We start from the raw sequence: 14,808 nt of genomic DNA on the forward strand, positions 1-14,808 counted from the left end.
AGAACGTCACGACGGGATCTCTGGAGTAGCTCCGGGAAAGCCGAATTGCAGGTTTTCCCGGGATTGCGTGAGAATATGGGGCCGGCGGGAGGAGGATCCGCCGGCCCCATGGCGAAGCTTGCCTTACGGCACCACTTCGCCATGCTGGGAGATGTCGAGGCCTTCGACCTCTTCCTGGGTCGTCGGACGCAGGCCGACCAGCGCCTTGACGATGTAGAGGATCACGAAGGTGGCGATCGCCGTCCACAGGATGGTGAAGACGATGCCGTAGAGCTGCTTGCCGATGGAAGCGTCTTTGCCGAGTGCATTGATCGCCGGATCGGCGAGCACGCCGGTCAGCAACGCACCGACCACGCCGCCGACGCCATGGACGCCGAAGGCATCGAGCGAGTCGTCATAGCCGAACATGTGCTTCACCTTGACCGCCGAGATGTAGCAGACCACGCCGGCGACGATGCCGACGATGAAGGCGCCGGTCGGGTTGACGAAGCCGGAAGCCGGCGTCACCGCGACGAGACCGGCGACGGCGCCCGAGATGATGCCGAGCACCGAGGGCTTCTTGGCGACGATCCATTCGGCGAACATCCAGGCGAGAGCCGCCGCGGCGGTGGCGACCTGGGTGTTGAGCATGGCGGCACCGGCAAGGCCGTCGGCTGCCAGTTCCGAACCGGCGTTGAAGCCGAACCAGCCGACCCACAGCAGCGAAGCGCCGATCACCGAATAGACCAGGTTGTGCGGCGCCATGTTGGTGGTGCCGTAGCCTTCGCGCTTGCCCAGGACCAGCGCGCAGACCAGGCCCGCGACACCGGCGTTGATATGGACGACCGTGCCGCCGGCGAAGTCGAGCACGCCGGCCGCGCCAAGGAAGCCGCCACCCCAGACCCAATGCGCGATCGGCGCATAGACGACCAGCAGCCACAGGGCCATGAAGATCAGCAGCGCCGAGAACTTCATGCGCTCGGCGAAGGCACCGGCGATGAGGGCAGGCGTGATGATGGCGAAGGTCATCTGGAACATCGAGAAGACGAACTCAGGAATGTTCGCGACCCCTGGCAGCCACAGCGTCGAGACGGTGATGCCGTGATGGAAGAATCTCGAGAAGCCGCCGATGTAGCTGTTCATGCTGGCGGATTCATTGGTGGTGAAGGCCAGCGAATAGCCGAACATGAACCACAGCACCGTTACCAGGCAGGTGATGGCGAAGCTCTGCATGATGGTGGCGAGCACGTTCTTCTTGCGCACCATGCCGCCGTAGAACAGCGCCAGGCCCGGAATGGTCATCATCAACACCAGGGCCGTCGAGGTCAGCATCCAGGCGGTGTTGCCGGTGTCGAGCACCGGGGTGGGCGCGGCAGCCGGTGCGGCGGCGGCAGCGGCCGGAGCGGCTTCCTGCGCAAAGGCGGCGACGCTGCCCAATGCTGCCAGAGCAAGCGAGCCCAGAAGGGCCGCCCGTCCCGTCGTCTTCAAGGTGGAAGAAATATTCATTGAACTCTCCATTGGAATACGTGTTCGCCGCTCAGAGCGCGTCGGTGTCTGTTTCGCCGGTGCGGATGCGCACCGCCTGATCGATGCCGAAAACGAAGATCTTGCCGTCGCCGATCTGGCCGGTCTTGGCCGCGGCGGTGATGGCTTCGACGGCCTTGTCGACCATGTCGGCACTGACAGCGACCTCGATCTTGATCTTCGGCAGGAAACTGACCGCGTATTCCGCTCCGCGATAGATTTCCGTATGTCCCTTCTGACGCCCGTAGCCTTTGACTTCGGTGACGGTCAGGCCCTGGATGCCGACGGCGGTAAGCGCTTCGCGTACCTCGTCCAGCTTGAACGGCTTGATGATTGCCATCACGATTTTCATAAGGTTTCACCCTTTGCTGTTGCGGTCCCCCGCGTTTGCACGACTTCACCGATCCCAAAGAGCCGGAGAGTGCACACAAGGATTCAAGCTCCGTGCCAAGTGCCGAAGCAGCATGTTAACCTGTTGTAAACACAGGGAATGAGGCGATGGGAGGCAGCGGGTGCCAATGCCTGCGGCACGCCACATGCTCAAAAAATATGCAATTTTTCGAATTTGCCTAATTTGCCAGCTTTGAGCATGATCCCGAAAAGTCGAGCCCGGTTTTCCCGGACAAACGGTTTTCGTTTGCCCAGTGATCCTGCTCAAACAAGACTCGCAATGCTCAACGCTTGAGCCGGATCAACCCTTCCTGGGCCATCGAGGCGATCAGCGTGCCGTCGCGCGCATAGAGCGTGCCGCGGCTGAAGCCGCGCGACCCCGAACTCGACGGGCTGTCCTGCGCATAGAGCAGCCAGCCGTCGAGCGAATGCGGCCGATGGAACCACATCGAATGGTCGAGGCTCGCCGCCTGGATATCGGGATCGAACAGGCCGCGCCCATGCGCGAAGGTCGAGGTGTCCAATAGCGTCATGTCGGAGAGATAGGCCAGCAGCACCGATTGCAGCGCGCGGTCATCGGGAACCGGGCCGCCAAGGCGGATCCAGACGTTCTGCCGGGGCGGCAGCTTGTCGCGGCTTTCATAGTGCTGGAGATTGACCGGCCTGAGTTCCAGCGGCCGTTCGCGCGCCCAGAAGCGGCGCACCGCCTCCGGCACACGCTCGGCTCTTTCGAGCAGCTGGCGCTGCGTCAGCAGCCCTTCCGGCGGCGGCACGTCGTCGGGCAGCGCGAACTGGTGCTCCAGCCCCTTCTCGTCGACCTGGAACGAGGCTTCCAGCGAAAAGATCGCCTGTCCGTGCTGGATCGCCAGCACGCGTCGAGTGGTGAAGGAGCCGCCGTCGCGGATGCGGTCGACCTCGTAGACGATCGGCACCCTGATGTCGCCCGGCCGCATGAAATAGCCGTGCAGCGAATGCACGAAGCGGTCCGGCTCCACCGTCCGCTGCGCCGCTACCAGCGCCTGGGCGATGGTCTGGCCGCCGAACACGCGCTGCCACTCCACCTGGGGGCTGCGACCACGATACAGATTGTGTTCCAGCCTCTCGAGGTCGAGAATGCTCAGAAGCTCGTCGATCGCCGCCGTCATGTTTTGTGACCTCGCCGCAAAATTGCTATGGCGGTTTCCGACAGGAAGAACGAGCCGTCAAGGGCGCGAGCCCGGGCCGACGCGCAAGGAGCCAAGGCATGGAACGCAAGGCGGACGCCAAGACCAGATCCGGGCTCGATGTCCTCGTCGCCGGAGCAGGCTATGTCGGCCTGGCCACCGCCGTCTCGCTGAAACAGGCGCGACCGCATCTGGCCGTGGCGCTGGTCGATGCCGCGCCCGCCGGCGCCTGGCAACGCGACGGCCGCGCCTCGGCCATTGCCGCTGCCGCCTGCCGCATGCTCGACCAGCTCGGCGTCTGGGCCGAGATCGCGCCGCAGGCGCAGGCGATCACCGAGATGATCATTACCGATTCGCGCAGCGCCGATCCTGTGCGCCCGGTCTTCCTGACCTTTGGCGGCGAAGTGGCGCCGGGCGAGCCCTTCGCCCATATGGTCGCCAACAAGTCGCTCAACGGCGCCTTGCGCGCCAGGGCCGAAAAGCTCGGCATCGACATCATCGAAGGCGTCGCGGTGCAGGGTTTCGAGACCAATGGCGCCGGTATCACCGTGCATCTGGCCGACGGCGCCGCGCTGACGGCACGGCTGCTGGTCGCCGCCGACGGCGTCAATTCGAAGCTGCGCGACATGGCCGGCATCAAGACGGTGAAGTGGGACTATGGCCAGTCCGGCATCGTCTGCACCGTGGCGCATGAACGCCCGCATAATGGCCGCGCCGAAGAGCACTTCTTGCCCGCCGGCCCCTTCGCCACGCTGCCGCTGAAACCCGACGAAGACGGCACCAACCGCTCGTCGATCGTCTGGGTCGAACGCACGGAGGATGCCAAAACGCTGGTGGAAGGCGACGACCTCGTCTTCGAGCATGAACTGGAACAGCGTTTCAGCCTGAAGCTCGGCGAGATCCGCGTTGCCGACAAGCCGCGCGCCTGGCCGCTCGGCCTCACCATCGCGCGCGCCTTCGTCGCCCCGCGCGTGGCCCTTGCCGGCGACGCCGCCCACGGCATCCATCCGATCGCCGGCCAGGGCCTCAATCTCGGCTTCAAGGATGTGGCCGCACTTGCCGAAGTGATCGTCGAGGCCGACCGGCTCGGCCAGGACATCGGCGCGCTCGACGTGCTCGAACGCTACCAGCAATGGCGCCGTTTCGACACGGTGCAGATGGGCGTCACGACGGATGTGCTTAACCGGCTGTTTTCCAACGACATCACCCCGCTGCGCACCGTGCGCGACATCGGCCTCGGCCTCGTCGAGCGCATGCCGCGCCTGAAGGAGTTTTTCATCCGGCAGGCGTCGGGATTGTCCGCGGACACGCCGCGGCTGCTGAAAGGCGAGGCGATCTAGCCTTTCGTATAGTCAGGCCCAAAACGTGTCGGCAGGCCGTCGGCGAGTTTCAGCCAGGGGAGCTTCTCCTCAAAAGCGACATGCAGCGTTGGTGCAAATTTTTCCGGGTCCTCCATCGCCGCGGCAAAAAAATGCATGACACCGGACATGCTCTTTGAGCGGAAAGACAGTGGCGAGCCACAGTGATCGCAAAATGTTCTTTCCACACCGGGAGAAGAGTTGAAGACCTTCGGAGGCTTGCTCAGCCATCGCCATTGGTCGTCCAAGACGCCAATATAGGTGGTCATCGGCGCAGAACATTGCCGCCGACAACTTTCACAATGACAGCTCACGCATGCTTGTGCCGGACCATCGACCTCAAAAGCAATGGCGCCACATAAACAATGACCGCGCATGCGAATTCTCCTTGAGCCAATCGACTGACCGATAATTTATACCGGTCGTAGTGGGGGAGCCGCCATGAAATGCGCTGAGCGCGAGCCCAATTCCGACATTCGAAGCAAGCGATTGTGCATGATCTTGGCGGCCATCAGACTGTCGCTGCGCCTTTGTGAGTCCGCAGCCGAGAGCGCCTCGCCAATACGCCGGCGAATATGGCCACAGCCTAGTTCACTTCAAAACCAAGCTTCTGCCGCAGCCGCAGCATGCGTTGGTCGGCGATCTCGAGGCGCTTCTCGCCACCCTGGGCGGCGCGGTTGACCATCTGCAGCAGATCGTTGCGCTCGGCGACGTCGAGACGTTCGCGCAGGAACGGCGCCAGCTTGTCGATGACGATCGTGGTGTCGTCGATCTGCGCCGCCGCCCATTTGGCGTAGATCACCGCCTCGTCGGTTTTCTTCTTGTCGGCGATCTCGGAGATTACAGCGCGGATGACGGCCTCGCGCTGCGGCAGCACGGGGCCGTTCTCGGAAACGATCGCGGTAATCAGCGTCGCGGCGGCCACCACCGGATCGTCGATCGCCGTGAGCGGCGACAGGGCCGCCTGCTTGCGCAGTTTCTTGCGCCTGATGTTGCCTTGCACGCGCCCGACGACATCGGCGACCTCGCGCGCGGCATCGTTCATGGCCTTCATCCGGTACCACCAGAACGCCGCCGCACCCAGCACGCCAAGGACAGCAATCAGGAAAGGCATGTCGAAATCCCTCGGAAATCCGAGGGACGATAAGAGAACTGTCGCGCCGCTTCAACACGCGAGAGTTGCTTGCGGCGAAGAAACTTCAATTGCGGCTGGTGAAACTTAGGCGATTAAACAGCCGGTTTGTAGCCTCAGCCGCCAAGGCCAGGCACCACCTAAGACCCCGGTATAGTGTAGATCGCCCGGACCTCGACCGTGCCGAGTTCGGCCAGCGGAATACCGGCGGCGATGTCCAGCGCTTCGTCGAGAGTGTCGGCCTCGACCATGACGAAGCCGAGCAGTTGCTCCTTGGTTTCGGCGAAAGGGCCGTCGGTGACGAGGCGCTTGCCCTCGCGCCGGCGCACCGACTTCGACGTTCTCACCGATTGCAGCGCCTGCGCGATGATCAGCTTGCCCTCCTGGTCCAGGGACCTGTCATAGGCCAGTGAATCCGCGTCGAGCTTGGCCCCGCGCTCCACGGTCAATGCGTAGAGGTCCTTTTCCTCACCATAAACCAGGCAGACATATTTCATCGCGAGCTCTCCTGCTGAGACGAACCATAGGATGCGACGACGAGCGTGTCAGCCTTGCCGTCGATGGCCGCCGCATGGTCGAGAAGGCATGTCGCGACCCCGATGATGGCGACCGCCGCCAGCAGCCTGGCGAAGACGGGCGCCGGCGGATCCAGCCAGAAGTCTTCCTGTCGCTCAGGCCCATGGCCCGGGCTCTTCCACAGTGCGAAAAAAAGATTGTCCATGTGAACCTCCATCAGGCCACAAATCCCATGGCCGCCCACAGGACGGACGGGCTGGATCGAAGTCGACATTTTTGCGCGACTATTTTTTTCCTGGCTGCCCGGATTTTTCCGAAGGCAAATGCGCCGTCATCGTGCCGTGGTCCAAACAGTGCAGTGGTCTTCGCGCCGACCCGCGCTATAGTTGACCGGACGCCGGGCTTCACCCGGACCAAGTTCACGACAACCCCAAGTTCACGGCAACCAAGGAGGACTTCATGGACCGCACCGCAACCGCCGTCTGGAAAGGCAATCTGAAAGAAGGCAAAGGCACGCTCGACAGCCAGAGCGGGACGCTCAAGGGCACGCCCTATTCGTTCAAGGCGCGCTTCGAGGATGAAAGCGGCAAATCCGGCACCAACCCGGAAGAGCTGATCGCGGCGGCACATGCCGGCTGCTACGCCATGCAGCTTTCGCACTTCCTGGCCGAGAACGGCACGCCCGCCGCCGAACTCGACGCCAAGGCCGTGGTGACGCTGGTTCCGGGCACCGGCATCACAGGCAGCGCGATCACGCTGGTCGGCAAGGTGCCCGGCATCGATGCGGCTAAATTCAAGGAATTGGCCGAGAAGGCCAAGGCCGAATGCCCGGTCTCCAAGGCGCTCGGCGCCATCAAGGTGTCGCTCGACGCCAAGCTCGGCTGAGCGGGGTAACCAGAAGCGACAAACGCCGGCCTGAGAGCCGGCGTTTTAATGTGAACAACTCCAGGTGGCCTCAGCCGCCCAGCGCGTCAAGCCGGGCGCGAAGGGCCGCGACTTCCTGCTCCAGCGCTTCCACCCTCGCTTCGAGGTCGGAGTGAGGCATGGCCGGCGCGCTACGCTGGGCCGACAGGGCTGCAACGTCCACCGGGCCGGCGAGAAGATGCACGTAGCGATCCTCGCGCTGGCCTGGTCCGCGCGGGATTTCCTGGACAAGCGGCGGCCGCCGGCCGATCAGCATGTCGAGTTCAGCGCGCAGATCCTCGATCGATGAAAATCGCGCCATGCGCTCGGCTCGAGCCAACAGTTCATGCGCCGTCTGCGGTCCGCGCAGCAGGAGCAGGCCGATCAAGGCGGTCTGTGGCGTGGTCAGCGAGAAGCGCTGCGCCATCTGATGCTCGTAGCGCTCGACGCGCGAACCGAACATCTGCCGCACCAGCCCCTTCTGCTCGAGCAGCTTCAGCGCCCGGTGCACCTCCGTCTGCTCCAGCGCCATGACCGGGTCACGCGCCGTCTTCTGGTTGGCGGCGGCAAGGGCTGCGTTGAGCGTCAGCGGATAGACGTCAGGCGTCAGCTCCTTCTTCTCGATCAGGCAGCCGAGCACGCGCGCTTCGATGGGGGAGAGGATGGGAAGGTCTTCGCTCATGGATTTCTATACCCAAAGCTTCCGATACCATGACCGTCCGCGAAACGTCTCCCATTTTCGATCGACGAATGCGCTACGAAGCGTCACACTTTTCAGCCTTTTCTCGCATCAGGGCGCTATCTGGCATCGGACATTTGCACCGGCGCGCTTCGGCACTAGAGGGCATTAGTCCTAGGCGCCTCGGCCTTCCGCTCAGGTTTCGGCTGCCAGAATGATCTGACGAGGATATCCTCGGCATAGACCGCGTCATCGAGCAGGTCCTGTCCAAGTTCCTGGGCCAGCGTCGGCCGATCCCCGAGCAGCGAGACGCCAAAGGCGGCCTGGCCATTGGGGGGCGGCACGCCCAGCGCGTCGAGGATGGTGGGGAATATGTCGATCGTGCCCGAAAGTCCGGTATATGTCTTGGACGGAATGCCATCCCCCGAGAGGGAGAAAAAGTTGCGTCGTTCATACTTGTCCAGGCGGTCCGTCACCGCGCTAGGTGCACTGAGATGGTCGCTTTGCAGCACCAGAACGGTGTTCGCCATCAGACCGTCGGCTTCGGCTTTGTGAATGAAGTCGGCAACGAGCATGTTGGTGCATTTCACGGCGTGGAGAATATTGGGGGCTTGCGGGGAAAGTCCCGTCTTGCCGATACATTTGTCGGTCAGGTAGCCATCCATCGCGTGCCCACCGCTGACGGCGATCGTCAAAGAGAACGGTTTGCCGCCGCGCTGCGCACGCCGCAAAATGTCGAAGCTCAAATCCAGGACTTCAGCGTCGTCGGCGCCGAAACTGTTGCCGCGCCCGGCGACCGCGGCCACCACTTCGGGGCCCCCGAAAAGCGATGAGTAGCCATGGGTAGAATAGAATGTCCCCTGACCGGTGAAGCTGAGTGGCCAACCGGTAACAAAGTTCTGCTGATAACCCCGTGCCTTCAGAACATCGCCCAGGCAGGTCAGGCCAGGCAGGAATTGCGAATGCTCCTCCAGGTATTGGCGCGATGTGAAGAACGTTATCAGCAGCGGCGTTCCACAATTCGCAGCGACCATCCCTGAGATGGAGTTGTTGGTGTAGGCAAGCTGCACCATGTTGCTCGCCGAAACCCCACGCCTATCGAATTCGAGCAGCGGACCCATGACGTCACCGAACTCCGCCTCGTTCATGTAGGAGCGCTCGGCGCTTTCGATGAAAATATGAACGAGGTTGCTGGGCGCGACGGCCACGGATGCTGCCGCAACCTCCGGCTCTGCCAAAGCGGCAATATCGACGAACCGCTTGGACAGGAAATCATGCAGGGGATTGGGATGAATTGCTGCCGCGATCGGACGTGTCAGCATCGGGTTTGCCGCCAGGAAGAACGCCATCAGGGCGACATCCAATCCTCTCGTCAGCGTACCGCGCGCCTTCAGTGCGCCGAGACCGAGAAGAACGACCAGAATAACCAGCATCGTGCTTCCGGTATTCCACAAATACTCAAAGACGACACCGGGCGTCAGCATCCCGGCGCCGGCATGCATGAACATCGCACCCCAGTCAAAATAGCCGAAGACGCTTTCCAGATAGACATAGACAAGGAATAGAAGGCAGGGGAAGAGCGAGAAATAGGGCCTGAACCACCGGCTTCCCTGCCGATCCGCCTTCTTGTCCCGGAACCCGTCAAGCCAGAGAAGCGCGATCAAAACCCCCAAACCGAGAGCCGCAAGCAGCCCCTTCTCCTGAAAATAGATCAGCGACACAAGCCAGGTGAGCGAGCCGACTGTTGTGGCGCTGATCAATGGCCCAGATACTGAACACCCATTCACGATGAAGCCGCGCACCGCTTTACACTCGAACCGCGATCTCGAAAGTGAATATCGGTGACTGCTTAAAACTACACTAAGACAATACAAGTAATCGCGCGCAACTAGCAATCAATTACTTAAGCTGTCGCTAATATTAGTCACCAAGACTCCCTCGGCGCCCCAGACTAGCAAGCGACATGTTTGAAACAAGACCGGGCGCGGCCGGCGGCCCGCCGAACAGGAGCAAATCAAGGATGGCGGCAGCGAAGTGAGCGAGAACTGCCGAGCCGAAACTCATAGCGCTCGATGCGCGAGCCAAACATCTGCCGCACCGCAGGTTCTACCTACGATCAGCGAGGTATCTACGAAGCGTCACACCCACCAGTCCCTGCTCTCGCATTTCCTCGAAATATTTGGCCGAACCCTCTTTTACATTCAGCGCAGCGCGCGATTTTTTCACCGGAACCACGCGAGCGTCATAGACCTCAAGGGTCGAATCCAAAACATTCACAACCTTACTCTCGGATTTTCCGTCTGGGCCGTTGAAGAAGAACGTCTCGAATTCTCGGATCCCCAATTCTCGCGTGAGGTCACCTTGGTCGGCATTCCCATTGGGCCTGGAACGAACAATGCCAGCAATAACTTTTAGGCCCATATCCAAGACATCTTGGAGATCGGTATCGACTGCCTTTCCGTGTTTAGATCTCAATTCCCTGACAGCATTTGGGGTAGAGTATGTGCCTTTCGCCACCAGTTCTTTCGTAATTTCATACAAAGCGGTTTTTACGTTGCCTGCTCGAATCCTGCGCACCATTGATCTCTCCAATTGTCAGAATTTCATCGACTCAATTGGCTGAACTAGGATGTAGCTTGCCTGATTCTTGGGGGAAGGCGAGTCGATTGATGCGCGACCGCAGAGTTCGTTACCTGTATCCAAAGGTATTCATTGCTTCGGAACAAGTGACTTGAAACCGCACAGCGGCTATCCCACATGACCTGCCAGTCGTGCGAACACGATCAACCCGTAAGGGTTGCGTAGTGGTAGCGTCAGTTGGATAGAGCGCTCGCCTGCTAAGCGAGGGGACGCGGGTTCGAGCCCCGCCCACTCTCTGCCTCTCTAACAGTCGCATTCCAGTAAATTGCTGACTGCCAAAAACAGAGAGTGCCGCTCCCGGCCGCCTCGACGGCTTCCGGTGCGATAGTCATCGCACGGCATCCGGCAACTAAACCCGCCGCTCCACCATCATCTTCTTGATCTCGGCGATCGCCTTGGCCGGGTTGAGGCCCTTGGGGCAGGTCTGCGCGCAGTTCATGATGGTGTGGCAGCGATAGAGCCGGAACGGGTCCTCGAGATTGTCGAGCCGCTCGCCCTTGGCCTCGTCGCGGCTGTCGATCAGCCAGCGATAGGCCTGCAAGAGGGTTGCCGGGCCGAGATAGCGATCGCCGTTCCACCAATAGCTCGGGCACGAGGTCGAGCAACAGGCGCACAATATGCATTCGTAGAGCCCGTCGAGCTTCTCGCGGTCCTCATGGCTCTGCAGCCATTCCTTGGCCGGCTGCGGCGACACCGTCTTCAGCCACGGCTCGATCGAGGCGTGCTGGGCGTAGAAATTGGTGAGGTCGGGCACCAGATCCTTCACCACCTGCATATGCGGCAGCGGATAGACTTTGACGGCGCCGGAAATGTCGTCGCAGCCCTTGGTACAGGCCAGCGTGTTGGAGCCGTCGATGTTCATGGCGCAGGAGCCGCAAATGCCTTCGCGGCAGGAGCGGCGCAAGGTCAGCGTCGGGTCGATCTTGTTCTTGATCCAGAGCAGCGCGTCGAGCACCATCGGCCCGCAATCGTCCATGTCGACGAAATAGGTGTCGATGCGCGGGTTCTCGTCATCGTCCGGCGACCAGCGGTAGATGCGGTATTCCCGCAGATTGGTGGCACCCTCCGGCTTCGGCCAGGTCTTGCCCTGCTGGATCTTCGAATTCTTGGGGAGCGTCAGTTCGACCATTACCTCAGGTCCTTTCGGATGACGAGCTTCAGCCCGGACCAGACTTCATTCACGGCGGCGACCTTGACGTCGACAAGGTCGCGCTTCAGCGCTTCGGTGCGGACGACACCCTCGGTGACGTCGGTCGGCACTTTCGATGCCTTCTTCGGCCACGACACCCAGACCATGCCGTCACGCTTGATCGCCGCCTCGACATCGCCGAGGCGATCCTCGATCTCGGCGCGTTGTTTGGTGAAGGCGTGCACGGCGTCGTATCTTTGATGGCTGCCCGAAATGTCGGACCATTCGGCCAGCCGGTAGACCTCGGCGAAATCGACGGCGCCGGCCAGTTCGTCGAGCTCCGGCGGCAGCGCGATGAAGGCGGCAATCATGCCGTCCTTCAGGCCGAGCTTGGCCGGAAGGGGCTTGCTGGAATATCCCGTGCCCGCCAGCGCCATCGTCAGTACACCCTGGCCTTGGGCGCGATCTTGGCGAGGCTGATGCCGCCGTCCTTTTCGGCCAGCAGCGGCTCGGTGTGCACAGGCCGGTAGCTGAGCGTCACCTTGCCGTCTTCGCTCACCCTGGCCAGCGTGTGCTTGCGCCAGGTGGCGTCGTCGCGCGCCGAAAAGTCTTCACGGGCATGCGCGCCGCGGCTCTCCTTGCGCGCCTCGGCGCTGTAGACGGTGGTGATGGCGTTGGCCATCAGGTTTTCCAGCTCCAGCGTCTCGACCAGGTCGGAATTCCAGATCATCGAGCGGTCGAACACTTTGATGTCCTTGAGCTCGCCCCAGATCTGCGAAATGCGCTTGCAGCCTTTCTCCAGCGATTCCTGCGTGCGGAACACGGCGGCGTCTTCCTGCATCGCCTTCTGCATCTTCTCGCGCAGCACGGCCGTCGGCGTCGAGCCATTGGCGTGGCGCAGCCCGTCGAAGCGGTCCATGATCTTCTCGACCGAGGCTTCGTTGGGTGACGGGATCGCCGACTTGCGGTCGATGACCTGGCCGGCGCGGATCGCCGCGGCGCGGCCGAACACCACCAGGTCGATCAGCGAGTTCGAGCCCAGCCGGTTGGCGCCGTGCACCGAGGCGCAGCCGGCCTCGCCGACCGCCATCAGTCCGGGCGACACCTTGTCGGGGCTGCGCGTCGTCGGGTTCAGCACCTCGCCCCAGTAGTTGGTCGGCACGCCGCCCATATTGTAGTGCACCGTCGGCAGCACCGGGATCGGCTCCTTGGTCAGGTCGACGCCGGCGAAGATCTTGGCCGATTCCGAAATACCGGGCAGCCGCTCATGCAGCACGGCCGGATCGAGGTGGTCGAGATGCAGGAAGATGTGGTCCTTGTTCTTGCCGACGCCACGGCCCTCGCGGATCTCCAGCGTCATGCAGCGTGAGACGACGTCGCGCGAGGCAAGGTCCTTGGCGGACGGCGCGTAGCGCTCCATGAAGCGCTCGCCCTCGGAATTGACGAGATAGCCGCCCTCGCCGCGCGCGCCTTCGGTGATCAGGCAGCCGGCGCCGTAGATGCCGGTCGGGTGGAACTGCACGAATTCCATGTCCTGCAGCGGGAAGCCGGCCCGCGACGCCATGCCGCCGCCGTCGCCGGTGCAGGTGTGGGCCGAGGTGGCCGAGAAATAGGCGCGGCCATAGCCGCCGGTCGCCAGCACCACCATCTTGGCCGAGAAGCGGTGGATGGTGCCGTCATCGAGGTTCCAGGCAACGACGCCGGTGCAGGTGCCGTCCGGCTCCATGATCAGGTCGAGCGCGAAATACTCGATGAAGAACTGCGCGTTGTTCTTCAGCGACTGGCCGTAGAGCGTGTGCAGGATGGCGTGGCCGGTGCGGTCGGCGGCGGCGCAGGTGCGCTGCACCGGCGGGCCTTCGCCGTAATTCATCATGTGGCCGCCGAACGGCCGCTGGTAGATCTTGCCCTCTTCGGTGCGCGAGAATGGTACGCCATAGTGTTCGAGCTCGTAGACCGCGGCCGGCGCTTCGCGCACCAGATATTCCATGGCGTCGACATCGCCGAGCCAGTCCGACCCCTTGACGGTGTCGTACATGTGCCACTGCCAGGAATCGGGGCCCATATTGGACAGCGAAGCGGCAATGCCGCCTTGCGCCGCCACCGTGTGCGAGCGCGTCGGGAACACTTTGGTGATGCAGGCGGTGCGCAGGCCCTGTTCGGCCATGCCAAGCGTGGCGCGCAGGCCCGCGCCCCCGGCGCCGACCACCACCACGTCGAATTTGTGGTCGACAAAATTATAGCCTGCCATTTTGGCTGATTTCGCGTCCTTGGCCAACTCAGCCTCCGAATGCCAGCTTGAGCAGGGCGAAGATCGAGGCGACGCCGACCGCTACGGTGAAAAATGTGTTGAGCGCGATCGTCGCCAGCTTCAGGCTTTCGCTGGTGATGTAATCCTCGATGATCACCTGCATGCCGAGCCGCATATGGATGAGCCCGGAGATCAGCACCAGGGCCAGCATCAGCGCCACGAACGGATTGGCGAGCGCCGCGCGCACTTCCGCATAGCCGGCGCCGTTGAGCGCGATCAGGAACCCGACGAAGAACAGCGTCAGCGGGATGTTGGCGATTGCGGTCAGGCGCTGGCGCCAGAAATGACCGGTGCCCTCGCGGGCGGAGCCGAGACCGCGGACTTTCGCCAGCGGCGTGCGCATATCGGTATTGTTCTTGCCGCTCATGATCAGGCTCCTCGCGCCATGTAGCCGGCGGTCCAGATCAGCAAGGTGAGCAGGACCGAGCCGACAAGCGTCGCCCAGGCGATCTTCGAGGCCGTATGCTTTTCCAGCCCGGCGCCCGTATCCCAGACCAGGTGGCGCACGCCGCCCAGCATGTGGTGCATCAGCGCCCAGGTGTAGCCGAACAGGATCAGCCGGCCGAGCCAGGTGCCGAAGGCCCAGTTGACCCAGTCGAAGGTCGCCTGCGAGCTTGCCGCCGCCATCAGCCAGACCGCGACCAGCAGCGTGCCGAAGTAAAGCGCCCCGCCGGTGATGCGATGGATGATCGACATCGTCATGGTGATCGGCGGCCGGTAGATCGTCAGGTGCGGCGAAAGCGGCCGTTCTCGTCTGGCGAATTCGCGGGTGGCTGGTGATTTGCTCATGGCTCCCCCAGGTTCGGCGTCTTCGTGCATGTCGCCCAAAAGTGACCTCGGTTTTGGGAGGACGGCATGCACTAAACAAGAATCCGAGGCGCGTCGCATGAATCCGTTTCGGCGCGACGCGCTTTTAGCCTCAGGTGGAAATACGGCATTGCCGCTTCCGGTTGCGACTTCGGACAGCCGGTTTCTAATGCTCTTTTTGCACCGCGTCAAAGCCAGAAAATCGTTTTGGAAACGTCATTTAGTCTGACAAAAAGGCAGGCTCGGGCTTCAATCGATTAGGGGCGGAGGACCCAAAGCC

General features: G+C 62.3%; 17 protein-coding genes and 1 tRNA gene. 3 read left to right on the forward strand and 15 right to left on the reverse strand.

Going from position 1 to position 14,808, the window contains the following annotated elements; all coding sequences use genetic code 11:
- Positions 1 to 123 precede the first annotated feature (123 nt).
- The 3 genes from ACLGL5_RS05290 to tesB all read right to left on the reverse strand — a co-directional run bounded on the left by ACLGL5_RS05290 (position 124) and on the right by tesB (position 3,038).
- Complete coding sequence (locus tag ACLGL5_RS05290) at positions 124 to 1,485, reverse strand: ammonium transporter (RefSeq protein ID WP_019861991.1); 1,362 nt, start codon at positions 1,483 to 1,485, stop codon at positions 124 to 126.
- A gap of 31 nt (positions 1,486 to 1,516) precedes the next feature.
- The gene (locus tag ACLGL5_RS05295; protein WP_013528889.1) at positions 1,517 to 1,855 is read right to left on the reverse strand and encodes a P-II family nitrogen regulator; all 339 of its coding nucleotides are present in this window, start codon (positions 1,853 to 1,855) and stop codon (positions 1,517 to 1,519) included.
- 322 nt (positions 1,856 to 2,177) lie between these two features.
- The gene (gene tesB, locus ACLGL5_RS05300; RefSeq protein WP_019861992.1) at positions 2,178 to 3,038 is read right to left on the reverse strand and encodes an acyl-CoA thioesterase II; all 861 of its coding nucleotides are present in this window, start codon (positions 3,036 to 3,038) and stop codon (positions 2,178 to 2,180) included.
- Between the two features lie 98 nt (positions 3,039 to 3,136).
- Here tesB and ACLGL5_RS05305 point away from each other — a divergent pair, with 98 nt between their 5' ends.
- A complete protein-coding gene (locus ACLGL5_RS05305) occupies positions 3,137 to 4,396 on the forward strand; it encodes a ubiquinone biosynthesis hydroxylase (RefSeq protein ID WP_019861993.1) in 1,260 nt (419 codons plus the stop codon).
- On the opposite strand, the gene ACLGL5_RS05310 is transcribed toward ACLGL5_RS05305, so the two are convergent.
- From ACLGL5_RS05310 to ACLGL5_RS05325, 4 genes are all read right to left on the reverse strand, one after another.
- The gene (locus ACLGL5_RS05310; RefSeq protein WP_083246480.1) at positions 4,393 to 4,791 is read right to left on the reverse strand and encodes a GFA family protein; all 399 of its coding nucleotides are present in this window, start codon (positions 4,789 to 4,791) and stop codon (positions 4,393 to 4,395) included. The two genes, ACLGL5_RS05305 and ACLGL5_RS05310, sit on opposite strands and share 4 nt — an antisense overlap.
- Before the next feature lie 209 nt (positions 4,792 to 5,000).
- The gene (locus ACLGL5_RS05315) at positions 5,001 to 5,528 is read right to left on the reverse strand and encodes a hypothetical protein (RefSeq protein ID WP_069090492.1); all 528 of its coding nucleotides are present in this window, start codon (positions 5,526 to 5,528) and stop codon (positions 5,001 to 5,003) included.
- A 158-nt stretch (positions 5,529 to 5,686) separates the two neighbouring features.
- Positions 5,687 to 6,043 carry a YciI family protein gene (locus ACLGL5_RS05320; protein WP_019861998.1) on the reverse strand — a complete coding sequence of 119 codons (357 nt, stop codon included), beginning with the start codon at positions 6,041 to 6,043 and terminating at the stop codon, positions 5,687 to 5,689.
- The gene (locus ACLGL5_RS05325) at positions 6,040 to 6,267 is read right to left on the reverse strand and encodes a hypothetical protein (protein WP_038650525.1); all 228 of its coding nucleotides are present in this window, start codon (positions 6,265 to 6,267) and stop codon (positions 6,040 to 6,042) included. Before ACLGL5_RS05325 ends, ACLGL5_RS05320 begins: the two co-directional genes overlap by 4 nt.
- Positions 6,268 to 6,521: 254 nt before the next feature.
- On the opposite strand from ACLGL5_RS05325, the gene ACLGL5_RS05330 reads away from it, so the two are divergent.
- Positions 6,522 to 6,947: an OsmC family protein gene (locus tag ACLGL5_RS05330; protein WP_069090493.1), complete on the forward strand. Its 426-nt coding sequence runs from the start codon at positions 6,522 to 6,524 to the stop codon at positions 6,945 to 6,947.
- A 70-nt stretch (positions 6,948 to 7,017) separates the two neighbouring features.
- Here ACLGL5_RS05330 and ACLGL5_RS05335 read toward each other — a convergent pair whose 3' ends face one another.
- The 3 genes from ACLGL5_RS05335 to ACLGL5_RS05345 form a co-directional block, all read right to left on the reverse strand.
- Complete coding sequence (locus ACLGL5_RS05335; RefSeq protein ID WP_069090494.1) at positions 7,018 to 7,647, reverse strand: YceH family protein; 630 nt, start codon at positions 7,645 to 7,647, stop codon at positions 7,018 to 7,020.
- 155 nt (positions 7,648 to 7,802) lie between these two features.
- Entirely contained in the window at positions 7,803 to 9,446 is a 1,644-nt protein-coding gene (locus tag ACLGL5_RS05340; protein ID WP_245307000.1) for a sulfatase-like hydrolase/transferase, read from the reverse strand.
- A gap of 304 nt (positions 9,447 to 9,750) precedes the next feature.
- Complete coding sequence (locus ACLGL5_RS05345; protein ID WP_069090496.1) at positions 9,751 to 10,224, reverse strand: hypothetical protein; 474 nt, start codon at positions 10,222 to 10,224, stop codon at positions 9,751 to 9,753.
- A gap of 221 nt (positions 10,225 to 10,445) precedes the next feature.
- Here ACLGL5_RS05345 and ACLGL5_RS05350 point away from each other — a divergent pair.
- Positions 10,446 to 10,520, forward strand: a tRNA-Ser gene (locus tag ACLGL5_RS05350).
- A 113-nt stretch (positions 10,521 to 10,633) separates the two neighbouring features.
- Here ACLGL5_RS05350 and ACLGL5_RS05355 read toward each other — a convergent pair.
- The 5 genes from ACLGL5_RS05355 to sdhC are packed head-to-tail and all read right to left on the reverse strand — an operon-like array spanning position 10,634 to position 14,510.
- Entirely contained in the window at positions 10,634 to 11,413 is a 780-nt protein-coding gene (locus ACLGL5_RS05355) for a succinate dehydrogenase iron-sulfur subunit (protein ID WP_010912301.1), read from the reverse strand.
- On the reverse strand, positions 11,413 to 11,850 hold the full coding sequence (locus ACLGL5_RS05360) for a DUF3052 family protein (protein ID WP_019862004.1): 438 nt from the start codon (positions 11,848 to 11,850) through the stop codon (positions 11,413 to 11,415). Before ACLGL5_RS05360 ends, ACLGL5_RS05355 begins: the two co-directional genes overlap by 1 nt.
- A 2-nt stretch (positions 11,851 to 11,852) precedes the next feature.
- Positions 11,853 to 13,661, reverse strand: coding sequence for a succinate dehydrogenase flavoprotein subunit (gene sdhA, locus ACLGL5_RS05365; protein WP_171903230.1), 1,809 nt, complete (start codon positions 13,659 to 13,661; stop codon positions 11,853 to 11,855).
- Positions 13,662 to 13,689: 28 nt separating this feature from the next.
- Positions 13,690 to 14,088 carry a succinate dehydrogenase, hydrophobic membrane anchor protein gene (gene sdhD / locus ACLGL5_RS05370; RefSeq protein ID WP_069090497.1) on the reverse strand — a complete coding sequence of 133 codons (399 nt, stop codon included), beginning with the start codon at positions 14,086 to 14,088 and terminating at the stop codon, positions 13,690 to 13,692.
- A 2-nt stretch (positions 14,089 to 14,090) separates the two neighbouring features.
- On the reverse strand, positions 14,091 to 14,510 hold the full coding sequence (gene sdhC / locus ACLGL5_RS05375; protein ID WP_069090498.1) for a succinate dehydrogenase, cytochrome b556 subunit: 420 nt from the start codon (positions 14,508 to 14,510) through the stop codon (positions 14,091 to 14,093).
- Between the last annotated feature and the right edge of the window lie 298 nt (positions 14,511 to 14,808).

The sequence above is a fragment of the Mesorhizobium sp. U510 genome (assembly GCF_059180695.1).